This is a genomic window from Kitasatospora fiedleri, from assembly GCF_948472415.1.
Classification (GTDB): domain Bacteria; phylum Actinomycetota; class Actinomycetes; order Streptomycetales; family Streptomycetaceae; genus Kitasatospora; species Kitasatospora fiedleri.
Window position 1 is genome coordinate 2,430,813 of the sequence record NZ_OX419519.1, and the last position, 18,000, is coordinate 2,448,812.

The window sequence follows — 18,000 nt, forward strand, 5'->3', positions numbered from 1 at the left end:
ACACCGTCGCGGGGTGCGGAGCGCCGGGGCCGTCGGCGGTTCATCGTACGGGCGGATGACCTCCGCGAAAGAGTTCGAAACATCGAATTCTCGCAAGTTTGTCCGCGCTGTCATCAGCACCGCCGCCGCCCGGCCGCCGCCCGGCCCCCGGAGCGCCCGGAAGGGGGCCGCCGACGGGGCTCGCCGATGCCGCGCCCCGCGTTGTCCCGGGCCCCCGGCAGACGGCAGGATGGTGCGCTATGACGCACGTGATGGCGAAGGGCGCAAACATCCCGCTGACGGCCGACGCCGTCCGTGCCGTCCTGCGGTGGACGGACACCCCGGGCATCCCGGACGTGGACGCCTCGGCGCTGCTGGTGACCGACCGGGGCAAGGTCCGCGACGACACCGACTTCGTGTTCTACAACCAGCCGCGGCACCCGTCGGGCCTGGTCCGGCACCTGCCCAAGCAGGCCGCGGACGGGACGGTGCGGGACGCGCTGGAGATCGACCTGGCCCAGCTGCCGCCCGAGATCGACCGGGTGGTGCTGGCCGGTTCGGCGGAGGGCGGCGCCTTCCCCGCGGTGCCCGGGCTGCGGGTGCTGCTGTTCGACGCGGCGGCGCCCGAGGGGGCGCCCGCGCTGGCCGAGTTCGCGATCGACGAGCACGAGCAGGTGACCGCGCTGGTCGCCGCCGAGCTGTACCGCCGGGCCGGCGGCTGGAAGTTCCGCGCGGTCGGCCAGGGCTACCTGGACGGACTGGTCGCGCTGGCCACCGACTTCGGCATCGCCGTCGAGGACGAGGACGCCGCCCCGGGCGGCTCCGCGGTCGACCTGACCGACCACAGCGGCGACGTCCGCGTCCCCGGCCCGACCGCCGAGCCGCGGCCCGCGCCGCTGCCGGTCGACGAGGACGACTGGACGATCGCCCCGGCGACGCCCGCCGCGGGCTCCCGGCCGGTCCCGGACCCGGCCCCGGCCGCGCCGGTCACCGCCCCGCCGCCGCCCGCGCTGCCGCCGACCGTCCACCACGTCCAGCAGCCGTCCCAGCCGCCGCAGCAGCCGCAGCCCGCCGGGTACGGCTACCCCCCGCAGCAGCCGGGCTACGGCTACCCGCAACCCCAGCCCCCGCAGCCCCCGGCCCAGCCCGGCGGCTACGGCTACCCGCAGCCGGCCGCCGCCCAGGGGTACGGCTACCCCCCGCCGCAGCCCCAGCCGCAGGGCTACGGCTACCCCCAGCAGCAACCCCAGCCGCCCCAGCACCAGCCCCACCAGCCCCAGCAGCCCCAAGCCCAGCCCCCGCAGCAGCAGTCGGGCGCCCCGTTCGCCCTGCCGCCGCAGGGCCCGCAGTTCCAGCCGCGCTGAGCGCCCCGCGCCGGGCCGACCACCGGGCCGACCGCCGCACCCCGGCGGCACCCGCTCCAGGGTTGCCCCGGCGCGGCCGTCAGTTCCCGGGCTCGGACGGCGTCTTGTAGCCGCGCTCCCACTGCATGCCGAAGCCGTACAGCCGGTCCAGGTCGGACTGGAACCCGTGCACGTACCGCACCTCGCGCCGGATCGTCAGTTCACCGTCCCCGTCGTTCTCGATCAGCACCACCGCGCACGAACGGGCCGCCGGGGCGCGCTCGTCGAGCTGGATCTCGATCCGCGGGCCGCTCTGCGGGACGATGGTGAGCACGGCCTGGGTGCGGTCGAAGGCCGGGGTGTCGTCGTAGATGTAGACGAAGATCAGCAGCCGCTTGAACTGGTCCTTCTTCTCCAGGTTGATGTGCATGGTCTCGCCGGAGGGCGCGCCCGACACGTCGTCGCCGGAGAGCTTGATGTACGGCGGCCGGTTCAGGTCGCCGAACAGCCGGCCGAGCGGCTGCACCACGCCCCGGGTGCCGTCGGCGAGTTCGTACATGCAGGCCAGGTCGAGGTCGACGCTGACCGGCGCGACCCCGGCGGTGGCGGGTGCCAGCGGGCGCAGGATGCGCGGGTCGAAGAAGCGGCGCAGGGCGCCGCTCCCGCCCTGGCCCTCGGCGCTGCGGGTCGACCAGTGCAGGTTGATGTACAGGTAGCCGGTGGTGGCCGCGGTACCGGTGATGGCGTGGTGCGGCCGGGACTTGGTCAGTGTGACCTTGAACTGCCCTCCGGTGTCGAAGGTGTTGCTGCGGTCCCCTTTCAGGAACTCCCACACCGAGACCATCGTGTCCTCCCCCAGCACCGGTACCTTCCTCGCCCTCTCCATACCCACCCGGAGGGCCCTGAGTCAACGTCAACGCCCCGGCGAGCCCTGCTGGCAGAGGGTTCGTCACTCCCGTACGATGCCCGCTCCCCGGACGCGATATCGTCTCTCCGCACAGGTGTACCGTGCGTCACCTCTCTTCCCCCTGCCCTGCGGAAAGCCGAGGCCCTCCCCGCGATGAACCTCTCCTCCATACAGCTGGTCTGGGCCGTGGTAGGCGGTGCAGCCCTGCTGTTCACCGCCATCCTGGTGGCCTTCCTACGCTTCAAGAACAACAAGCCCGACGAGTCCTCCGGCGACTCGTGGGAGCGGAGCGAGGAGCGCCGGCGCCGCAAGGAGGCCATCTACGGCGGCGCCTCCTACGTGCTGCTGTTCTGCTGCGCCGGCGTGGCCGCCGCGCTGTCGTTCCACGGTCTGGTCGGTTTCGGCCAGCAGAACCTGAACCTGTCCGGCGGCTGGGAGTACCTGGTCCCGTTCGGCCTGGACGGCGCGGCCATGTTCTGCTCGGTGCTCGCCGTCCGCGAGGCCAGCCACGGCGACGCCGCGCTCGGCTCCCGGATGCTGGTGTGGCTGTTCGCCATCGCCTCCGCCTGGTTCAACTGGGTGCACGCCCCGCGCGGCGGCGCGCACGACGGCGCCCCGCAGTTCTTCGCCGGCATGTCGATCTCGGCGGCCGTGCTGTTCGACCGGGCGCTCAAGCAGACCCGCCGGGCCGCGCTGCGCGAGCAGGGCCTGGTGCCCCGCCCGCTGCCGCAGATCCGGGTGGTCCGCTGGCTGCGCGCCCCGCGCGAGACCTACGCGGCCTGGTCGCTGATGCTGCTGGAGAACGTCCGCAGCCTGGACGAGGCCGTCGAGGAGGTGCGCGAGGAGCGCCAGGCCAAGATGGACGCCAAGCTCCGCGCCCGCAGCGCCGACCGCCGCGAGCGGGCCGAGCTGAAGGCGATCGCCCGTCAGGGCGGCGTGCTGGCCCGGGCCCGGCACGCCCGCCAGGTCCCGGCCCTGGCCGCGGCCGGTGGCGACACCCCGTCCGCAACGGAGCCTGCCCTAGCCGCCGAGGAGACCACCCTCGACCGGGTCAGCGCCTCCGCCCTGGAGCCCGCCGCCCTGAACGCCGGCCGCCGCCCCGCGCGGCCGTCGAGTCCACCACCGGCAGCAGCTCGTCGTCGTCCCCCTACGCGTCGAGCAGCAGCAGCTCCTCCTCGTACTCGTCGAGCATCGACCTGACGATGGACGAGGACACCCTGTCGATGCCGAAGCTGGACTCGCTGGAGCGCAAGCTCCGGGCGATCGAGCAGCAGCTCGGCTGAGCCAGCCGCGCCGCCCGCACCGCACGCGCCGCACGCACGAAGAGCCGCGCCCACCGGGATCGTTACCCCGGTGGGCGCGGCTCTCGTCGTCGGCGGGCCGACGCGGGCGACGGTCGTCGGCGGAAGGTCGCTAGCCCTCCGCGCCCGTTCCCGCCCCCGCTCCCGCGTCCTCCAGCGCCTGCTGGCGCTTGTTGCGGACCATCGAGGAGGCCAGCGCCGCGCCGATGAAGGCGACGCCGATCAGGCCGGTGACGATCTCCGGGATGTGGTACTTGATCGAGGCGAGCAGGATCAGCGACAGCGCGCCGATCGCGTAGTGCGCGCCGTGCTCCAGGTACACGTAGTCGTCCAGGGTGCCCTTGCGGACCAGGAAGACGGTCAGCGACCGGATGTACATGGCGCCGATGCCCAGGCCCAGGGTGATCTGGAAGATGTCCTGGGAGATGGCGAACGCGCCGACCACGCCGTCGAAGGAGAACGACGCGTCGAGGACCTCCAGGTAGATGAAGAGGAAGAACGCGGCCTTGCCGCCGACCTTGACGATCGACTTGCCGCTGCGCTCGGCCTGCTCCTCGGCCTCCTGCTGCTCCTCCAGGCCGGATTCGAAGACCTCGGAGAGGCCGTTGACGGCGAGGTAGGTGGCGAGGCCGCAGAGACCGGCCAGCAGCACCGTCTCGGCGCGGTCACCGGCGAAGAAGCGGGAGGACAGGGCGAGCACCACCAGGGCGACGACCGAGGAGAGCGCGTCCAGCCGGCCGATCTTCTCCAGCGGCTTCTCCAGCCAGCGCAGCCAGTTGAAGTCCTTCTCCTCGAAGACGAAGTCGAGGAAGATCATCAGCAGGAAGACGCCGCCGAAGGCCGCGATGGCCGGGTTGGCCAGGTCGAGGTACTCGGCGTAGGTGTGGCCGTCGTGGGTCTTGCCGGAGTCGAGCGCCAGCTCGATGACGGTGCCGGGGCTGAGGTGCGCGGTGAGGCCGACGACCAGCAGCGGGAAGACCAGCCGCATGCCGAAGACCGCGATCAGCACGCCGACCGTCAGGAACAGCTTCTGCCAGAAGGCGTTCATCCGCTTCAGGACGGTGGCGTTGACGACGGCGTTGTCGAAGGACAGGGAGATCTCGAGGATCGAGAGGATCAGGACGACGCCGAATCCTTCGGCCCCCCAGATCAGGCCGGCGGCGATCAGGCCGGCGATCGTGATGGCGAAGGACCATCCGAACGTACGGAGGAACACGGGGTCGGTTACCTTTCTGGCTGCCGGAATTGACCGATTCCGGACTGAACTGCTGCGGTGGACCGGATTACTGGACGTTGACGCCGAAGTCGAGCGCGATGCCGCGCAGACCCGAGGCGTAGCCCTGGCCGACGGCCCGGAACTTCCACTCGCCCTGGTAGCGGTAGAGCTCGCCGAAGATCATCGCGGTCTCGCTGGACGCGTCCTCGGAGAGGTCGTAGCGGGCGATCTCGGCGCCGTCCGCCAGGTTGACCACCCGGATGTAGGCGTTGGAGACCTGGCCGAAGCTCTGCAGCCGGGCGTCGGCGTCGTAGATGGAGACGGCGAACACGACCTTGTCGATCTGCACGGGCACCAGGTCGAGGTGCACCTGCACCACCTCGTCGTCGCCGTCGCCGTCACCGGTGAGGTTGTCGCCCTGGTGCTCGACCGAGCCCTCGGGGCTGCGCAGGTTGTTGTAGAACACGAAGTACTCGTCGCCGAGGACGCGGCCGCCGGAGCACAGCAGCGCGCTGGCGTCCAGGTCGAAGGGCGCGCCGGTGGTGGACCGGGCGTCCCAGCCGAGGCCGATCTGCACCTGCGTCAGGTTCGGCGCGGCCTTGGTGAGCGAGACGTTCCCGCCCTTGGCGAGGGTGACGGACATCGGACTTCCTCCCAGCTCCCGTCTCCGGGGCTCCCGGGGTGTGCGCGCGGTGGACCGCCGCCGTCCCGCCCGGGAGGGCCGGTCCGGCGGGCGCGTCCGGCGGACGCACCCCAAGAGGTCTACGCCCCCGAGCGGCCGTGCAGTGCTGCACACCCGACTGAACTTCCTGAACTCCGCGCGGCCGCCGACCCGGTCGCCCCGCCCGGCGGCCTCGGACCGCCCCGCGCGCGCCCCGGTCGGGGTGCGGATCGCCGCCGAATCTATCAAGCCCCGCCGTCCCGCCCGGCGGCCTCGCCCACCGCCCGCCGCCCCGGCCCGGCGCCCCGGCGGGGACCCCGGCGAAGACCCCGCGGGAGTCCGCCGGAGACCGCCCGGAGGCCGCTGCGGGCCCGGCCGGTACGCTGCCGGGACCGCCGGGCCGAGCACCACGCGGCACGACACACGGACGAACAGAGGGAGCACCGGAGCGATGCCGTTCGAACCGCTGGACCGCACCGACCCCGAGTCGGTCGGCCCCTACCGCCTGCTGGCCAGACTCGGCGCCGGCGGCATGGGCCGGGTGTACCTGGCCCGTTCCGCCGGCGGCCGGACGGTCGCGGTCAAGGTGGTCCGCGCCGACCTGGCCGGGGACGCCGACTTCCGCGAGCGGTTCCGGCGCGAGGTGTCCGCCGCGCAGTCCGTGGGCGGCACCTTCACCGCCCCGGTGGTGGACGCCGACCGGGACGGCCCGTCGCCCTGGCTGGCCACCGCGTACGTGCTCGGCCCGGCGCTGGACGAGGCGGTGCGCGCCCACGGGCCGCTCCCGGTGGAGACGGTGCGCACCCTGGGCGTGGGCCTGGCCCAGGCGCTGGCCGCGATCCACGCCGCCGGGCTGGTGCACCGCGACCTCAAGCCGTCCAACGTGCTGCTGGCCGCCGACGGGCCGCGGGTGATCGACTTCGGCATCGCCCGGGCGCTGGACGGCGACCGGATGACGTCCACCGGCGTGGTGGTCGGCTCGCCCGGGTTCATGAGCCCCGAGCAGGCCGCCGGGCGCCGGCTGGGGCCGGCCGGCGACGTGTTCTCGCTGGGCTCGGTGCTGGTCTTCGCCGCCACCGGCCACGGCCCGTTCGACCACGCCGAGGACGGCGCGGCGCCGTCCGCGGCCTCGCTGCTGTACCGGGTGGTGCACGACGAGCCCGAGCTGTCCGGGCTGCCCGAGGCGCTGCGTCCGGCGGTCGCCGCCTGCCTGTCCAAGGACCCGGCGGGCCGCCCGACGCCCGCCGAACTCGGCGGGCTGCTGGGCGAGGCGGTCGTCCCGGCCCGCTCCGGCTGGCTGCCGGCCGCGCTGGCCTCGGACATCGCCACCCACGCCGCCGAGGTGATGGACCTGGAGGCGCCGGTCCGCCCCCGCGACCCCCGGTCGGGCTCCGCCGCCCCGGCCGTCCGCACCCCGACCGAGCGGTCCGCCCCCGCCGACCCGGGCACCGTCCGCCTGCGCCCCGGCGTCCCGGCCCCGGCCGACGCGGCCACCGGCGCCGCCGCGCCGGCCGGGCACCCCACCGGGCCGATCGGGCCCGCCCCGGCCGCCGGCGGCCCCCGCCCGTCCCGCCGGGCGCTGCTGTTCGGCGGCGGCGCGGCGGTGCTGGCCGGCGCGGGCGGCCTGACCGCCTGGGCGCTGGGCGGCGGTTCGCGGCCCGGCCCGGGCCCGGACCCGGCCCCGCCGACCGGCTCCCCGGCCGTCCCGGCCGCCGCGTCGAGCGCCGCCCCGTCCCGGGCCCCCGGCATGCCGCCGGCCCCGCTGTGGACGTACCGGACCGAGGCGAGCAACGTCGGCAGCCTCGGGATGGCCTTCTCCCCCGGCCTGCTGCACCTCGGCAACGCCGACCTGGTCGCGGTGGGCCTGGCCGACGGGAAGGAGCGGTGGATCGTCAAGGACGCGATGGCCTACCACCTGGCCTGCGCGGGCGGCACGGTCAGCTACGGCACCGTCTCCGACCTGATCACGGTGGACGCCGCCACCGGCACCGTGCTGTGGAAGTACCGCTCCGAGCGCGGGAAGCCGAACGGCACCCAGATCGCCTCGGACACGGTGCTGAACGCCGACGACCGGGCGGTGTACGCGATGTGCTCCTACCTCCAGCTGGACGCCCAGGCGCTGCCCGACGCGGGGGCCAGGACCGGCAAGGGGATCATGGCGCTGTCCCGCAAGGACGGCTCGATGCTGTGGAACCAGCACCGCCAGCAGACCGCCGACTACACGGTCAGCTCCGACCTGACCGCCGACACCCTGCTCTACACCGACAGCAAGGAGAACCTGGTCGCCCGGTCGCTGGCCGACGGCACCCAGACCTGGTTCGCCGCCACCAACTCGCGCTCGGAGTACCGGCCGGTGCTCCAGGACGGCCTGGTGTTCTGCTCGGCCGACCCGAACGGCATCCAGGGCGTGCGGATCTCCGACGGCAAGCAGGTCTGGGCGAAGACCTCGGACCGCTCGACCCGGATGTGGTACTCGCCGCCCGCGGCGGGCGGGCACGTCGTGTACTCGGTGCTCGGCGGCATGACGCTCACCTACCAGGGCACCACCTACACCCCGACCGCCCCGACCCGGGTGGTGGCCTTCAACGCCGCCGACGGCGCCGAGCTGTGGCACCTGGAGCTGCCCACCGAGGTGTCGATGGACACCAATCCGGTGCTGGTCCGGAACACCCTGTTCGTGTCCACCGAGGACCGCGGCATCTACGCCGTCGACGTGGTGAACCACAAGGTCCGCTGGGTCTTCCAGACCAACGCGGGCGCCGAGCTGCCCTGGCACCTGGCCGGCGGCGACGACCTGCTGATCGCCGTCCAGGGCAACCAGGTGATGGCGCTGCCGCCGGAGTAGCGGCGTGGCGGGCCGGGACCGTGAACGGCCCCGGCCCGCACCGGTCCTGACGCCCGGTCAGACGTTGACGCCGAAGTCCTGCGCGATGCCGCGCAGGCCGGAGGCGTAGCCCTGGCCGATGGCGCGGAACTTCCACTCGGCGCCGTTGCGGTAGAGCTCGCCGAAGACCATCGCCGTCTCGGTCGAGGCGTCCTCGGAGAGGTCGTAGCGGGCGATCTCGGCGCCGCCGGCCTGGTTCAGCACCCGGATGAAGGCGTTGCGGACCTGGCCGAAGCTCTGCTGCCGGTTCTCCGCGTCGTAGATCGACACCGGGAAGACGATCTTGGCGATGTCGGCCGGGACGCCGGCCAGGTTCACCTTGATCTGCTCGTCGTCGCCCTCGCCCTCGCCGGTGAGGTTGTCGCCGGTGTGCTCGACCGAGCCGTCGGCGCTCTTCAGGTTGTTGAAGAAGATGAAGTCGGCGTCGGACCGGACCCGGCCCTGCTCGGTGCAGAGCAGCGCGCTGGCGTCCAGGTCGAAGTCCGTGCCGGTGGTGGTGCGCACGTCCCACCCGAGGCCGACGACCACGGCGGTCAGGCCGGGCGCCTCCTTGGTGAGCGAGACATTTCCGCCCTTGCTCAGGCTGACACCCACGTGGTCCTCCAAGAAGTCGGGTTCCCGTTCCGTCAACGGCCCGATCGTAGTGCCGGGTTCCCGGGCCGCGGCGGCGACTCGACCCGGCGCCCGGCGGAAGTTCCGCCGGGCGCCGGGCCGGGCGGCGGCGGGGGCTCAGAGCGCGCCGAGGGCGGCCAGGTACTCCTGGGTGTCCCGGGCGTCCGGCAGGCCGTTGACGACGCTCCAGCGGACCACGCCCTCCTTGTCGATGACGAAGGTGCCGCGCACCGCGCAGCCCTTCTCCTCGTTGAAGACGCCGTAGGCCCGGGAGACCTCGCCGTGCGGCCAGAAGTCCGACAGCAGCGGGTACTCCAGGCCCTGCTGGTCGCCGAAGACCCGCAGCGAGAACGGCGAGTCGTTGGAGACCGCGAGCACCTGCACCCCGTCGTTCTGCAGGCGCGGCAGCTCCTTCTGGATCTCGCAGACCTCGCCGGTGCAGACCCCGGTGAAGGCGAACGGGTAGAAGACCAGGACGACGTTCTTCTCGCCGCGGAAGTCGGAGAGCTTCACCGACTCGCCGTGCTGGTTCTTCAGCTCGAAGTCCGGGGCCTGGGCGCCGATCTCGATGGTCATGGGGGGACCTTCCTGCCTGGACGGTGGTGCGGGCAGGACGATCCTCCCACCCGCCGCGCCGGGTTCGGCCGTCCGGGTGAGCCGGGCGGGCCCGTCCGGGGGAGGCGTTCGCTGCGGGTGAACAGGCCCGGGCCGGGCGGGTCGCGGCCGGACGCCGACGGGCCCCGCCGGCGAGGTCGCCGGCGGGGCCCGTCGTGGCTCCTGGTCCGAAGGTCAGCGCTTGCCGGTCTTCGTGGCCTTCGGGGTGGCCAGGCGGGTGCCCGCCCAGTCCTTGGCGATCGCCACCGAGCTGGTCTGCGAGAGACCGGCGGTCTTCGCGGCGTCGGCGATCTCGTGCGCCTCGACGTGTCCGTCGCGGCCGGTCTTCGGGGTGAGCAGCCAGATCAGGCCGCCCTCTGCCAGGTACTCCAGGGCGTCGACCAGGGCGTCGGTGAGATCCCCGTCCTCGTCGCGGTGCCACAGCAGGACGCCGTCGGCGACGTCGTCGTAGTCCTCGTCGACGAGTTCGGAGCCAGTGATGTCCTCGATCCCCTCGCGGAGCTCCTGGTCACTGTCTTCGTCGTACCCGAGCTCCTGGATGATCTGGCCCTGTTCGAAGCCCAGACGAAGCGCCGGGTTGGACTTGTCCGCGGGGTCCGCGGTCGCGCTCACGGGAATAACCTCCAGTATTCGGCCCGGCGTCCATGCCGGGGCTGTGGCCGTAGTCCACACGGGAGCGGCGGTTCGCGCAAGTACCCGACCCCCGATCCCACCCAAAGGTTGACGTGTCGCCCGGCGACACGCCGCCCACTGTGGTGGTGAACACACCCGTATGTCCCTGTCCGTACCGACAAGGATGCTTCGTCTCGTACCCGCCCGCAGCCCGTTCATCCCCCGCACGCCTGCCCGAGATGCGAACGGCATTCGGGTCGGGGCAGGGTGCGGGCGTAAAGTCTCCTGTTGGCCCTCATCCCGACCGGCCGCCATCGTCCGGCCGGGGTCCCAGGTCGGACCACCTCCTGACCGTACCGCCCCAACCGGCGGAACGGTTACCGATCGGTAGAGATGACGGATCTCCGAACGCGGTAGCACGATGGAGGCGGCGCGACAACTCAGCTTCGACCGACAGTGAAGGAACAGCGTGGCTTCCGGATCCGATCGCAACCCGATCATCATTGGCGGCCTCCCGAGCCAGGTCCCGGACTTCGATCCCGAGGAGACCGCGGAATGGCTGGAGTCGCTTGACGCCGCCATCGACGAGCGCGGGCGCGAGCGCGCCCGCTACCTGATGCTCCGGCTGATCGAGCGCGCCCGTGAAAAGCGTGTCGCCGTGCCCGAGATGCGCAGCACGGACTACGTCAACACCATCGCGACCAAGGACGAGCCGTTCTTCCCCGGCAACGAGGAGATCGAGCGCAAGATCCTGAACGCGACGCGCTGGAACGCGGCCGTCATGGTCTCCCGCGCCCAGCGTCCCGGCATCGGCGTCGGCGGCCACATCGCCACCTTCGCCTCCTCCGCGTCGCTGTACGACGTGGGCTTCAACTACTTCTTCCGCGGCAAGGACGCCGACGGCGAGTCCGGCGACCAGGTCTTCTTCCAGGGCCACGCCTCGCCGGGCATCTACGCCCGCGCCTTCCTGCTGGACCGGCTGACCGAGCAGCAGCTCGACGCGTTCCGGCAGGAGAAGTCCAAGGCGCCGTTCGGCCTCTCCAGCTACCCGCACCCGCGGCTGATGCCGGACTTCTGGGAGTTCCCGACCGTCTCGATGGGCCTCGGCCCGCTCGGCGCGATCTACCAGGCCCGGATGAACCGCTACCTGGAGCACCGGGGCATCAAGGACACCTCCGACTCGCAGGTGTACGCCTTCCTCGGCGACGGCGAGATGGACGAGCCCGAGTCGCTGGGCCAGCTCTCGCTGGCCGCCCGCGAGGGCCTGGACAACCTGACCTTCGTGGTCAACTGCAACCTGCAGCGCCTGGACGGCCCGGTCCGCGGCAACGGCAAGATCATCCAGGAGCTGGAGTCGCAGTTCCGCGGCGCCGGCTGGAACGTCATCAAGCTGATCTGGGACCGCTCCTGGGACCCGCTGCTGGCCCAGGACCGCGACGGCGTCCTGGTCAACAAGCTGAACACCACCCCGGACGGCCAGTTCCAGACCTACGCCACCGAGTCCGGCGCGTACATCCGCGACCACTTCTTCGGCGGCGACCTGCGGCTGCGCTCGATGGTCGAGAACATGTCCGACCACCAGATCCAGCACCTGGGCCGCGGCGGCCACGACCACCGCAAGGTCTACGCCGCGTTCAAGGCCGCCCGCGAGCACCAGGGCCAGCCGACCGTCATCCTGGCGCAGACCGTCAAGGGCTGGACGCTGGGCCCCAACTTCGAGGGCCGCAACGCCACCCACCAGATGAAGAAGCTGACGGTCGAGGACCTCAAGCGCTTCCGCGACCGGCTGCACCTGCCGATCACCGACAAGCAGCTCGACGAGGGCTACCCGCCCTACTACCACCCGGGCCGCAACTCGGAAGAGATCCAGTACATGCACGACCGCCGCGAGGAGCTCGGCGGCTACGTGCCCACCCGCAAGGTGCGCCCGCGCAAGCTCGAACTCCCGGGCGACGACGCGTACAAGGCGGTCAAGAAGGGCTCCGGCAACCAGACCATCGCTACCACCATGGCGTTCGTCCGGGTGCTCAAGGACCTGATGCGCGACAAGGGCATCGGCAACCGCTTCGTGCCGATCGCGCCCGACGAGTACCGCACCTTCGGCATGGACTCGCTGTTCCCGTCCGCCAAGATCTACAACCCGCTCGGCCAGACCTACGAGTCGGTCGACCGCGAGCTGCTGCTGGCGTACAAGGAGTCCCCGAGCGGCCAGATGCTGCACGACGGCATCTCCGAGGCCGGCTGCACCGCCTCGCTGATCGCGGCCGGCTCCTCGTACGCGACGCACGGCGAGCCGCTGATCCCGGTGTACGTCTTCTACTCGATGTTCGGGTTCCAGCGCACCGGCGACCAGTTCTGGCAGATGTCCGACCAGCTGGCCCGCGGCTTCGTGATCGGCGCCACCGCCGGCCGCACCACCCTCACCGGCGAGGGCCTGCAGCACGCCGACGGCCACTCGCACCTGCTGGCCTCCACCAACCCCGGCGTGGTCGCCTACGACCCGGCCTACGGGTACGAGATCGCCCACATCATGCAGGACGGCATCCGCCGGATGTACGGCTCCTCCGCCGAGCACCCGCACGGCGAGGACGTCTTCTACTACATCACCGTCTACAACGAGCCCATCAAGATGCCGGCCGAGCCGGAGGGCGTGGACGTCGAGGGCATCCTCAAGGGCCTCTACAAGCTCAAGGACGGCGAGGGCGGCCAGATCCCCGCGCAGCTCCTCGCCTCCGGCGTGGCGGTGCCGTGGGCCCTGGAGGCCCAGCGCATCCTCGCCGAGGAGTGGAACGTCAAGGCGGACGTCTGGTCGGCGACCTCCTGGAACGAGCTGCGCCGCGACGCGGTCGAGGCGGAGGAGTTCAACCTGCTGCACCCCGAGGAGCCGCAGCGCGTCCCGTACGTGACCACCAAGCTCTCCGGGGCCGAGGGTCCGTTCGTGGCCGTCTCCGACTGGATGCGCGCCGTCCCGGACCAGATCTCCCGCTGGGTCCCCGGCCAGTACCAGTCGCTGGGCGCCGACGGCTTCGGCTTCGCCGACACCCGCGGCGCGGCCCGTCGCTTCTTCCACATCGACGCGCAGTCGATCGTCCTGGGCACGCTCACCGAGCTGGCCAAGCAGGGCAGGATCGACCGCTCGCTGCTGAAGGCCGCGATCGACCGCTACCAGCTGCTCGACGTGGCGGCGGCGGACCCGGGTGCCGCCGGCGGCGACGCGTAGGCACCTGACGCGAAGGTCCGCCCGGGGAGGGGCTTCCCCTCCCCGGGCGGACCTTTCCGTCTCCGCCTCCCGCTCCGCGCAGCTCCCGGAGAACAGCGAGGTCCGCCCGAGGAGGGGAGCTCCCTCCTCGGGCGGACCTCTGCGCAGCGGGTTCAGATGTGGACCGCGGGCCCCGTCTCGTTCACGCCGCGGCGGGTGAGCAGGCCCAGCCCGGCCGCCGCCAGGGCGACGACCGCGGCGACCACGAAGGCCACGCCCATGCCGCTGACGAAGGAGGAGTGGACGGCGTCGGCGACGCCCTGCGGGACGTTGGGCGGGGCGATGCCGAGCTGGGCGGCCTGCTTGAGCTGCTCGCCGTCCGGGCCGGCGGGCAGCGGCTGGCCGGTCGCGGCCTGCCACTTGCCGGGCAGCGCGCTGGTGACCTTGGAGGCCATCACGGCGCCGAGGACGGCGGTGCCGAGGCTGCCGCCGACCTGCATCGCGGCCTGCTGGAGGCCGCCGGCCACGCCGGACAGCTCCATCGGGGCGTTGCCGACGATGACCTCGGTGGCGCCGACCATGACCGGGCTGAGGCCCAGGCCCATCAGGACGAACCAGAGGGCCATCGCGCCGTTGCCGGAGTGGATGTCGAGGGTGGACATGCCGAGCATCGCGGCGGTGGTGAAGAGCATGCCGCCGACGATCGGGATGCGCGGTCCGACCTTGCCGATCAGGTAGCCGGCCAGCGGCGCGCCGACGATCATCATGCCGGTCATCGGGAGCAGGTGGACGCCGGCGTCGACCGGGGCCATCCCGTGCACGTTCTGCAGGTAGAAGGTGACGAAGAAGATGCCGCCGAAGAAGGCGAAGGCCATCAGCACCATCAGCAGGGTGCCGGCCGAGAGCGGCACCGAGCGGAACAGCGAGAGCGGGACCAGCGGCTCCTTGGCGTACTTCTGCCAGACCGCGAAGGCCACCAGGGCGAGCACCGCGCCGCCCAGGAAGAGCAGGGTGGCCGGGTCGCCCCAGCCCCAGCTCGGGGCCTTGATGATGCCCCAGACCAGCATGAACATCGCGCCGGAGAGGAGCACGATGCCGGGGACGTCGAAGGACTTGGCGGCGTTCTCGGCCCGGACGTCCTTGAGCACCAGCAGGCCGAGGACCAGCGCGACGATGCCGACCGGGATGTTGATGTAGAACACCGACTCCCAGTTGACGTGCTCGACCAGCAGGCCGCCGACGATCGGGCCGGCCGCGGTGGAGGCGCCGATGACGCCGCCCCAGATGCCGATCGCCATGTTGAGCTTCTCGGCGGGGAAGGCCCCGCGCAGCAGGCCGAGCGCGGCGGGCTGGAGCAGGGCGCCGAACAGGCCCTGGAGCACCCGGAACAGGATCACCTGCTGGATCGAGCCGGCGAAGCCGATGGCGGCGGAGGTGGCGGCGAAGCCGACCGCGCCGACCAGGAAGGTGGTCTTGTGGCCGAACCGGTCGCCGATCTTGCCGGCGGTGATCAGGAAGACCGCGAGGGCCAGCAGGTAGCCGGAGGTGACCCACTGGATGTCGGCGGGCGAGGCGTTCAGGTCGTGCTGGATGGCCGGGTTGGCGATGGCGACGACGGTGCCGTCGAGGGCGACCATCATGACGCCGACGGCGACGGTGAGCAGCGTCAGCCAGGGGTGTCCCCGCAGCCGGCCGCCGGCGGACGGAGCCGCTTCCTTGTCGAGTACTACGGACTGGCTCATGTCTCGGGACTTCCCCGTTCGTGTGGTGTGCAGGAGACCGCGCTGGGCACGAGAAGGGCGGTGCCCGGCCCTCACGCCCGTCCCCACGAGCTCCACGACGAACGGACACCGCCATCGGGAACATTATGTCAGCCACTGACATTCGACAAACGGTGACTCCTGTCACTTGGTGCCATCTCCTGGTCGCGGCGCTATCGTGGAGGCCATGGCCACCCCCACCACCGCCGCCGACCCGCAGCCCGTCGGCCTGCGGGAACGCAAGAAGCGGCGCACCCGGGACGCCCTGGTCGACGCCGCGCACCGGCTCTTCCTCTGCCACGGCTACGGGCGCACCACGGTGGACGAGATCGCCTCCGAGGTGGAGGTCTCCCAGCGCACCTTCTTCCGGTACTTCGCCAACAAGGAGGAGGTCGCCCTCGCGGTGCTGGCCGAGGCCGAGGAGGCGTTCCTGGAGTTCCTGCGGGCCCGCCCGGCCGGGGAGAACCCGCTGGAGGCGATGCGCGGCGCGGTCCGCGAGGTCTGGCAGGCCGTCGACCGGGGGCAGGACAGCGGTCCGGCCGCCCTGGAGCTGTTCGAGCTGATCGAGTCCACCCCGACGCTGCTCGCCGCCCACCTGCGGCACGCCATCCAGCAGGAGGTCGAGGTGGCCCGAATCCTCGCCGACCGCGAGGGCCTCGACCCGGCCGTCGACCTGCGACCGCGCCTGCTGGCCGCCGTGTTCGGCACCGTGGTGCGGATCTCGCACCTCGCCTACGCCGCCGCCCCGGACGCCGGGAGCCACTCGATGGACGGCATGCTGGAGCTGATCGAGCGCCACTTCGACCAGCTGGGCCCGGCCCTGGCCGGCTCCTGGCGCTGACAGCGGCCGACCCCGTCCCCGGGTACCGCCCCGGACCGGCTACCGGAGGAGGAGGACAGCGCCCCGCCCCCGCCCTCCCCTCGGGCCCGGTGACCCTGCGGAAAGAGTTCCTCCGCGGCCTCACCGAGTCCCTCGGCGACCACCGGCCGCCGCCGGCGACGGCCCGCGTGCTGACCGCGCCGACCCCGCTGTGCGTCAGGTCCGGTGCGTGGAGCCGGGGTCGGGGCGCGGCGGTGCTGCCGACGGTCGGCGGTTGGCGGGGCGGCGCTTGTTCGCGGCGTGCGCGCCGGGCGCGGTCTGAGCGGGCGTCAGCTGTCGGCGGCGGCCCGTACGCTGGCGGCCATGGCGACCTTCGACGAGCTGACCGAGCTGGCCCTGTCCCTGCCGCAGGCCCACCAGGAGGAGACCTGGGAGCAGGTGACGCTGCGGGTGGGGCGGAAGATCTTCGCGATGGGCCACCCGGAGTCGGGGGAGGTGACGGTGAAGGCCACCCCGGCGGAGCAGGCCGAGCTGATCGCCGCCGCGCCCGGGGTGTACTCGGTGGCGCCGTACACCGGCCGGTTCGGCTGGGTGCGGGTCCGGCTGGCCGGGATCGGCCCCGAGGAGCTGCGCGAACTGCTCACCGACGCCTGGCGGTCGGTCGCACCGAAACGGGTGGTCGCCGAGCACGGGGGGCACGGGGAGTAGCGTACGGGCGAATGTGACGGGGAACACTGTTTACTCCCTGCCCCCGGGGTCGGTCGCCCTCTACGCTGGCTGACTAGTAGTCGGAAGTCACAGCACCGTCGGGCCCGTCCCGCCGCGATGTACGGCCCGAGGGAGTGGACGCCATGCACCGCAGGCGGGTGAAGCGAATCCTGATCGGCGTGTTCGCGGGCTGTGCCGCCCTGGTGGACGCCGGCGCGGCGGCCGCGCAGGCCGCCGCCTCCAACGAGCAGTTGGCCATCACCACCCCGCCCGCGGGCAGCTCCGCCTGGGTCGCCGACCGCTCCCTCGGCCGCGAGCTGCCGGACCCGGCCACCGCCGCCCCGGCCGCCGTCGCCGCGTTCTTCGCCTCGCTGGAGCCCGCCGAGCTGGACCGGCTGGTCGCCGAGTACCCGCTGGTGGTCGGCAACCTGGACGGCGCCCCGCCGGCCGTCCGCTACCGCGCCAACCGGGTGGCGATCACCGCCGAACGGGACCGCTCCCGGCAGCGCGCCGCGGACACCGGCCTGGACCCCACCACCCGCGCGCTGGCCCTCTCCCGCGCCAACGACTCGGAGCGGCTGCTCGGCGCGGACCGGCAGGTCCTCGCCTTCGACCCGCGCGGCCGCGGCCTGGTCACCGAGGTCTGGGGCGACCTCGCCACCGCCCAGCGGATCGCCGTCCTGGTGCCCGGCTCGGACGCCGATCTCGGCCACTTCGACCAGAGCGCCGACCCGCTGCGCTCCCCCGCCGGGATGGCCCGCGCGCTGTACGCCGAGGAGCACGCCCAGTCGCCCGGCACCCACACCGCGGTGATCGCCTGGACCGGGTACGTCACCCCGCAGGGCCTGGGCCCGGACGCGGTCACCTCCCGGCTGGCGGAGGCCGCCGCGCCCCGGCTGCACCGGCTGCTCGGCGGCCTGGAGCAGACCACCCACCCGGAGGCGCCGCCCGCGCTGCTGTGCCACTCGTACGGCTCGGTGGTGTGCGGCACCACCGCGCCGACCCTGCACGCCGCGCAGCCCACCGACGTGGTGGCGTTCGGCAGCCCCGGGATGGGCGTCGACTCGGCGGCCGAGCTGGGCACCGGCGTCCAGGTGTGGGCGGCCCGCAACCCCGGCGACTGGATCGGCAACGTCCCCTACCTGGAGGTCGGCGGCCTGGGCCACGGCGCCGACCCGACCACCCACGCCTTCGGCGCGGTGTCGGTCTCCTCGCTGGGCGCCACCGGCCACACCGGCTACCTGGCCGAGGGCACCGCGAGCCGGCACAACTTCGCCGCCATCGCGCTCGGCCACTACGGGGACGTCAGCGGCCCGTCCGAGACCCAGGGCTGACGGACCGCCACCGGAGACCACCGGCCGCGGTCCGCCGCCCGGCCGGCGG

At 72.8% G+C, this 18,000-nt stretch carries 13 protein-coding genes and 1 pseudogene; 7 read left to right on the forward strand and 7 right to left on the reverse strand.

Annotated elements, in window-relative coordinates:
• Positions 1–251 precede the first annotated feature (251 nt).
• Positions 252–1,343, forward strand: a complete 1,092-nt coding sequence (locus QMQ26_RS11395; protein WP_282205634.1) for a TerD family protein — start codon at positions 252–254, stop codon at positions 1,341–1,343.
• 79 nt (positions 1,344–1,422) lie between these two features.
• Here QMQ26_RS11395 and QMQ26_RS11400 read toward each other — a convergent pair whose 3' ends face one another.
• Positions 1,423–2,166: a TerD family protein gene (locus QMQ26_RS11400; RefSeq protein ID WP_404814168.1), complete on the reverse strand. Its 744-nt coding sequence runs from the start codon at positions 2,164–2,166 to the stop codon at positions 1,423–1,425.
• Between the two features lie 216 nt (positions 2,167–2,382).
• Here QMQ26_RS11400 and QMQ26_RS11405 point away from each other — a divergent pair.
• A pseudogene (locus QMQ26_RS11405) lies at positions 2,383–3,512 on the forward strand (DUF2637 domain-containing protein).
• Positions 3,513–3,642: 130 nt separating this feature from the next.
• Here the strand turns inward: QMQ26_RS11405 and QMQ26_RS11415 are convergent.
• Both QMQ26_RS11415 and QMQ26_RS11420 read right to left on the reverse strand, forming a co-directional pair.
• A complete protein-coding gene (locus tag QMQ26_RS11415; RefSeq protein WP_100836036.1) occupies positions 3,643–4,746 on the reverse strand; it encodes a DUF475 domain-containing protein in 1,104 nt (367 codons plus the stop codon).
• 67 nt (positions 4,747–4,813) lie between these two features.
• A complete protein-coding gene (locus QMQ26_RS11420) occupies positions 4,814–5,389 on the reverse strand; it encodes a TerD family protein (protein ID WP_100836037.1) in 576 nt (191 codons plus the stop codon).
• Positions 5,390–5,858: 469 nt separating this feature from the next.
• Between QMQ26_RS11420 and QMQ26_RS11425 the strand changes: the two genes are divergently transcribed.
• On the forward strand, positions 5,859–8,252 hold the full coding sequence (locus QMQ26_RS11425) for a protein kinase domain-containing protein (RefSeq protein ID WP_282205638.1): 2,394 nt from the start codon (positions 5,859–5,861) through the stop codon (positions 8,250–8,252).
• A 57-nt stretch (positions 8,253–8,309) separates the two neighbouring features.
• Here the strand turns inward: QMQ26_RS11425 and QMQ26_RS11430 are convergent, their stop codons facing one another.
• From QMQ26_RS11430 to QMQ26_RS11440, 3 genes are all read right to left on the reverse strand, one after another.
• Positions 8,310–8,885: a TerD family protein gene (locus QMQ26_RS11430; protein ID WP_100838456.1), complete on the reverse strand. Its 576-nt coding sequence runs from the start codon at positions 8,883–8,885 to the stop codon at positions 8,310–8,312.
• A gap of 135 nt (positions 8,886–9,020) precedes the next feature.
• Positions 9,021–9,479 carry a peroxiredoxin gene (locus QMQ26_RS11435; protein ID WP_282205639.1) on the reverse strand — a complete coding sequence of 153 codons (459 nt, stop codon included), beginning with the start codon at positions 9,477–9,479 and terminating at the stop codon, positions 9,021–9,023.
• Between the two features lie 213 nt (positions 9,480–9,692).
• Positions 9,693–10,130, reverse strand: coding sequence for a DUF3052 domain-containing protein (locus QMQ26_RS11440; protein ID WP_100836040.1), 438 nt, complete (start codon positions 10,128–10,130; stop codon positions 9,693–9,695).
• Between the two features lie 469 nt (positions 10,131–10,599).
• Here QMQ26_RS11440 and aceE point away from each other — a divergent pair, with 469 nt between their 5' ends.
• On the forward strand, positions 10,600–13,350 hold the full coding sequence (aceE, locus tag QMQ26_RS11445; protein WP_282205640.1) for a pyruvate dehydrogenase (acetyl-transferring), homodimeric type: 2,751 nt from the start codon (positions 10,600–10,602) through the stop codon (positions 13,348–13,350).
• A 152-nt stretch (positions 13,351–13,502) separates the two neighbouring features.
• On the opposite strand, the gene QMQ26_RS11450 is transcribed toward aceE, so the two are convergent.
• A complete protein-coding gene (locus QMQ26_RS11450; RefSeq protein WP_100836042.1) occupies positions 13,503–15,071 on the reverse strand; it encodes an MFS transporter in 1,569 nt (522 codons plus the stop codon).
• A 205-nt stretch (positions 15,072–15,276) separates the two neighbouring features.
• On the opposite strand from QMQ26_RS11450, the gene QMQ26_RS11455 reads away from it, so the two are divergent.
• From QMQ26_RS11455 to QMQ26_RS11465, 3 genes are all read left to right on the forward strand, one after another.
• Complete coding sequence (locus QMQ26_RS11455; RefSeq protein ID WP_282205641.1) at positions 15,277–15,930, forward strand: TetR/AcrR family transcriptional regulator; 654 nt, start codon at positions 15,277–15,279, stop codon at positions 15,928–15,930.
• 342 nt (positions 15,931–16,272) lie between these two features.
• Positions 16,273–16,617: an MmcQ/YjbR family DNA-binding protein gene (locus tag QMQ26_RS11460; protein ID WP_282205642.1), complete on the forward strand. Its 345-nt coding sequence runs from the start codon at positions 16,273–16,275 to the stop codon at positions 16,615–16,617.
• A gap of 143 nt (positions 16,618–16,760) precedes the next feature.
• A complete protein-coding gene (locus QMQ26_RS11465) occupies positions 16,761–17,951 on the forward strand; it encodes an alpha/beta hydrolase (RefSeq protein WP_100836045.1) in 1,191 nt (396 codons plus the stop codon).
• Positions 17,952–18,000 lie beyond the last annotated feature (49 nt).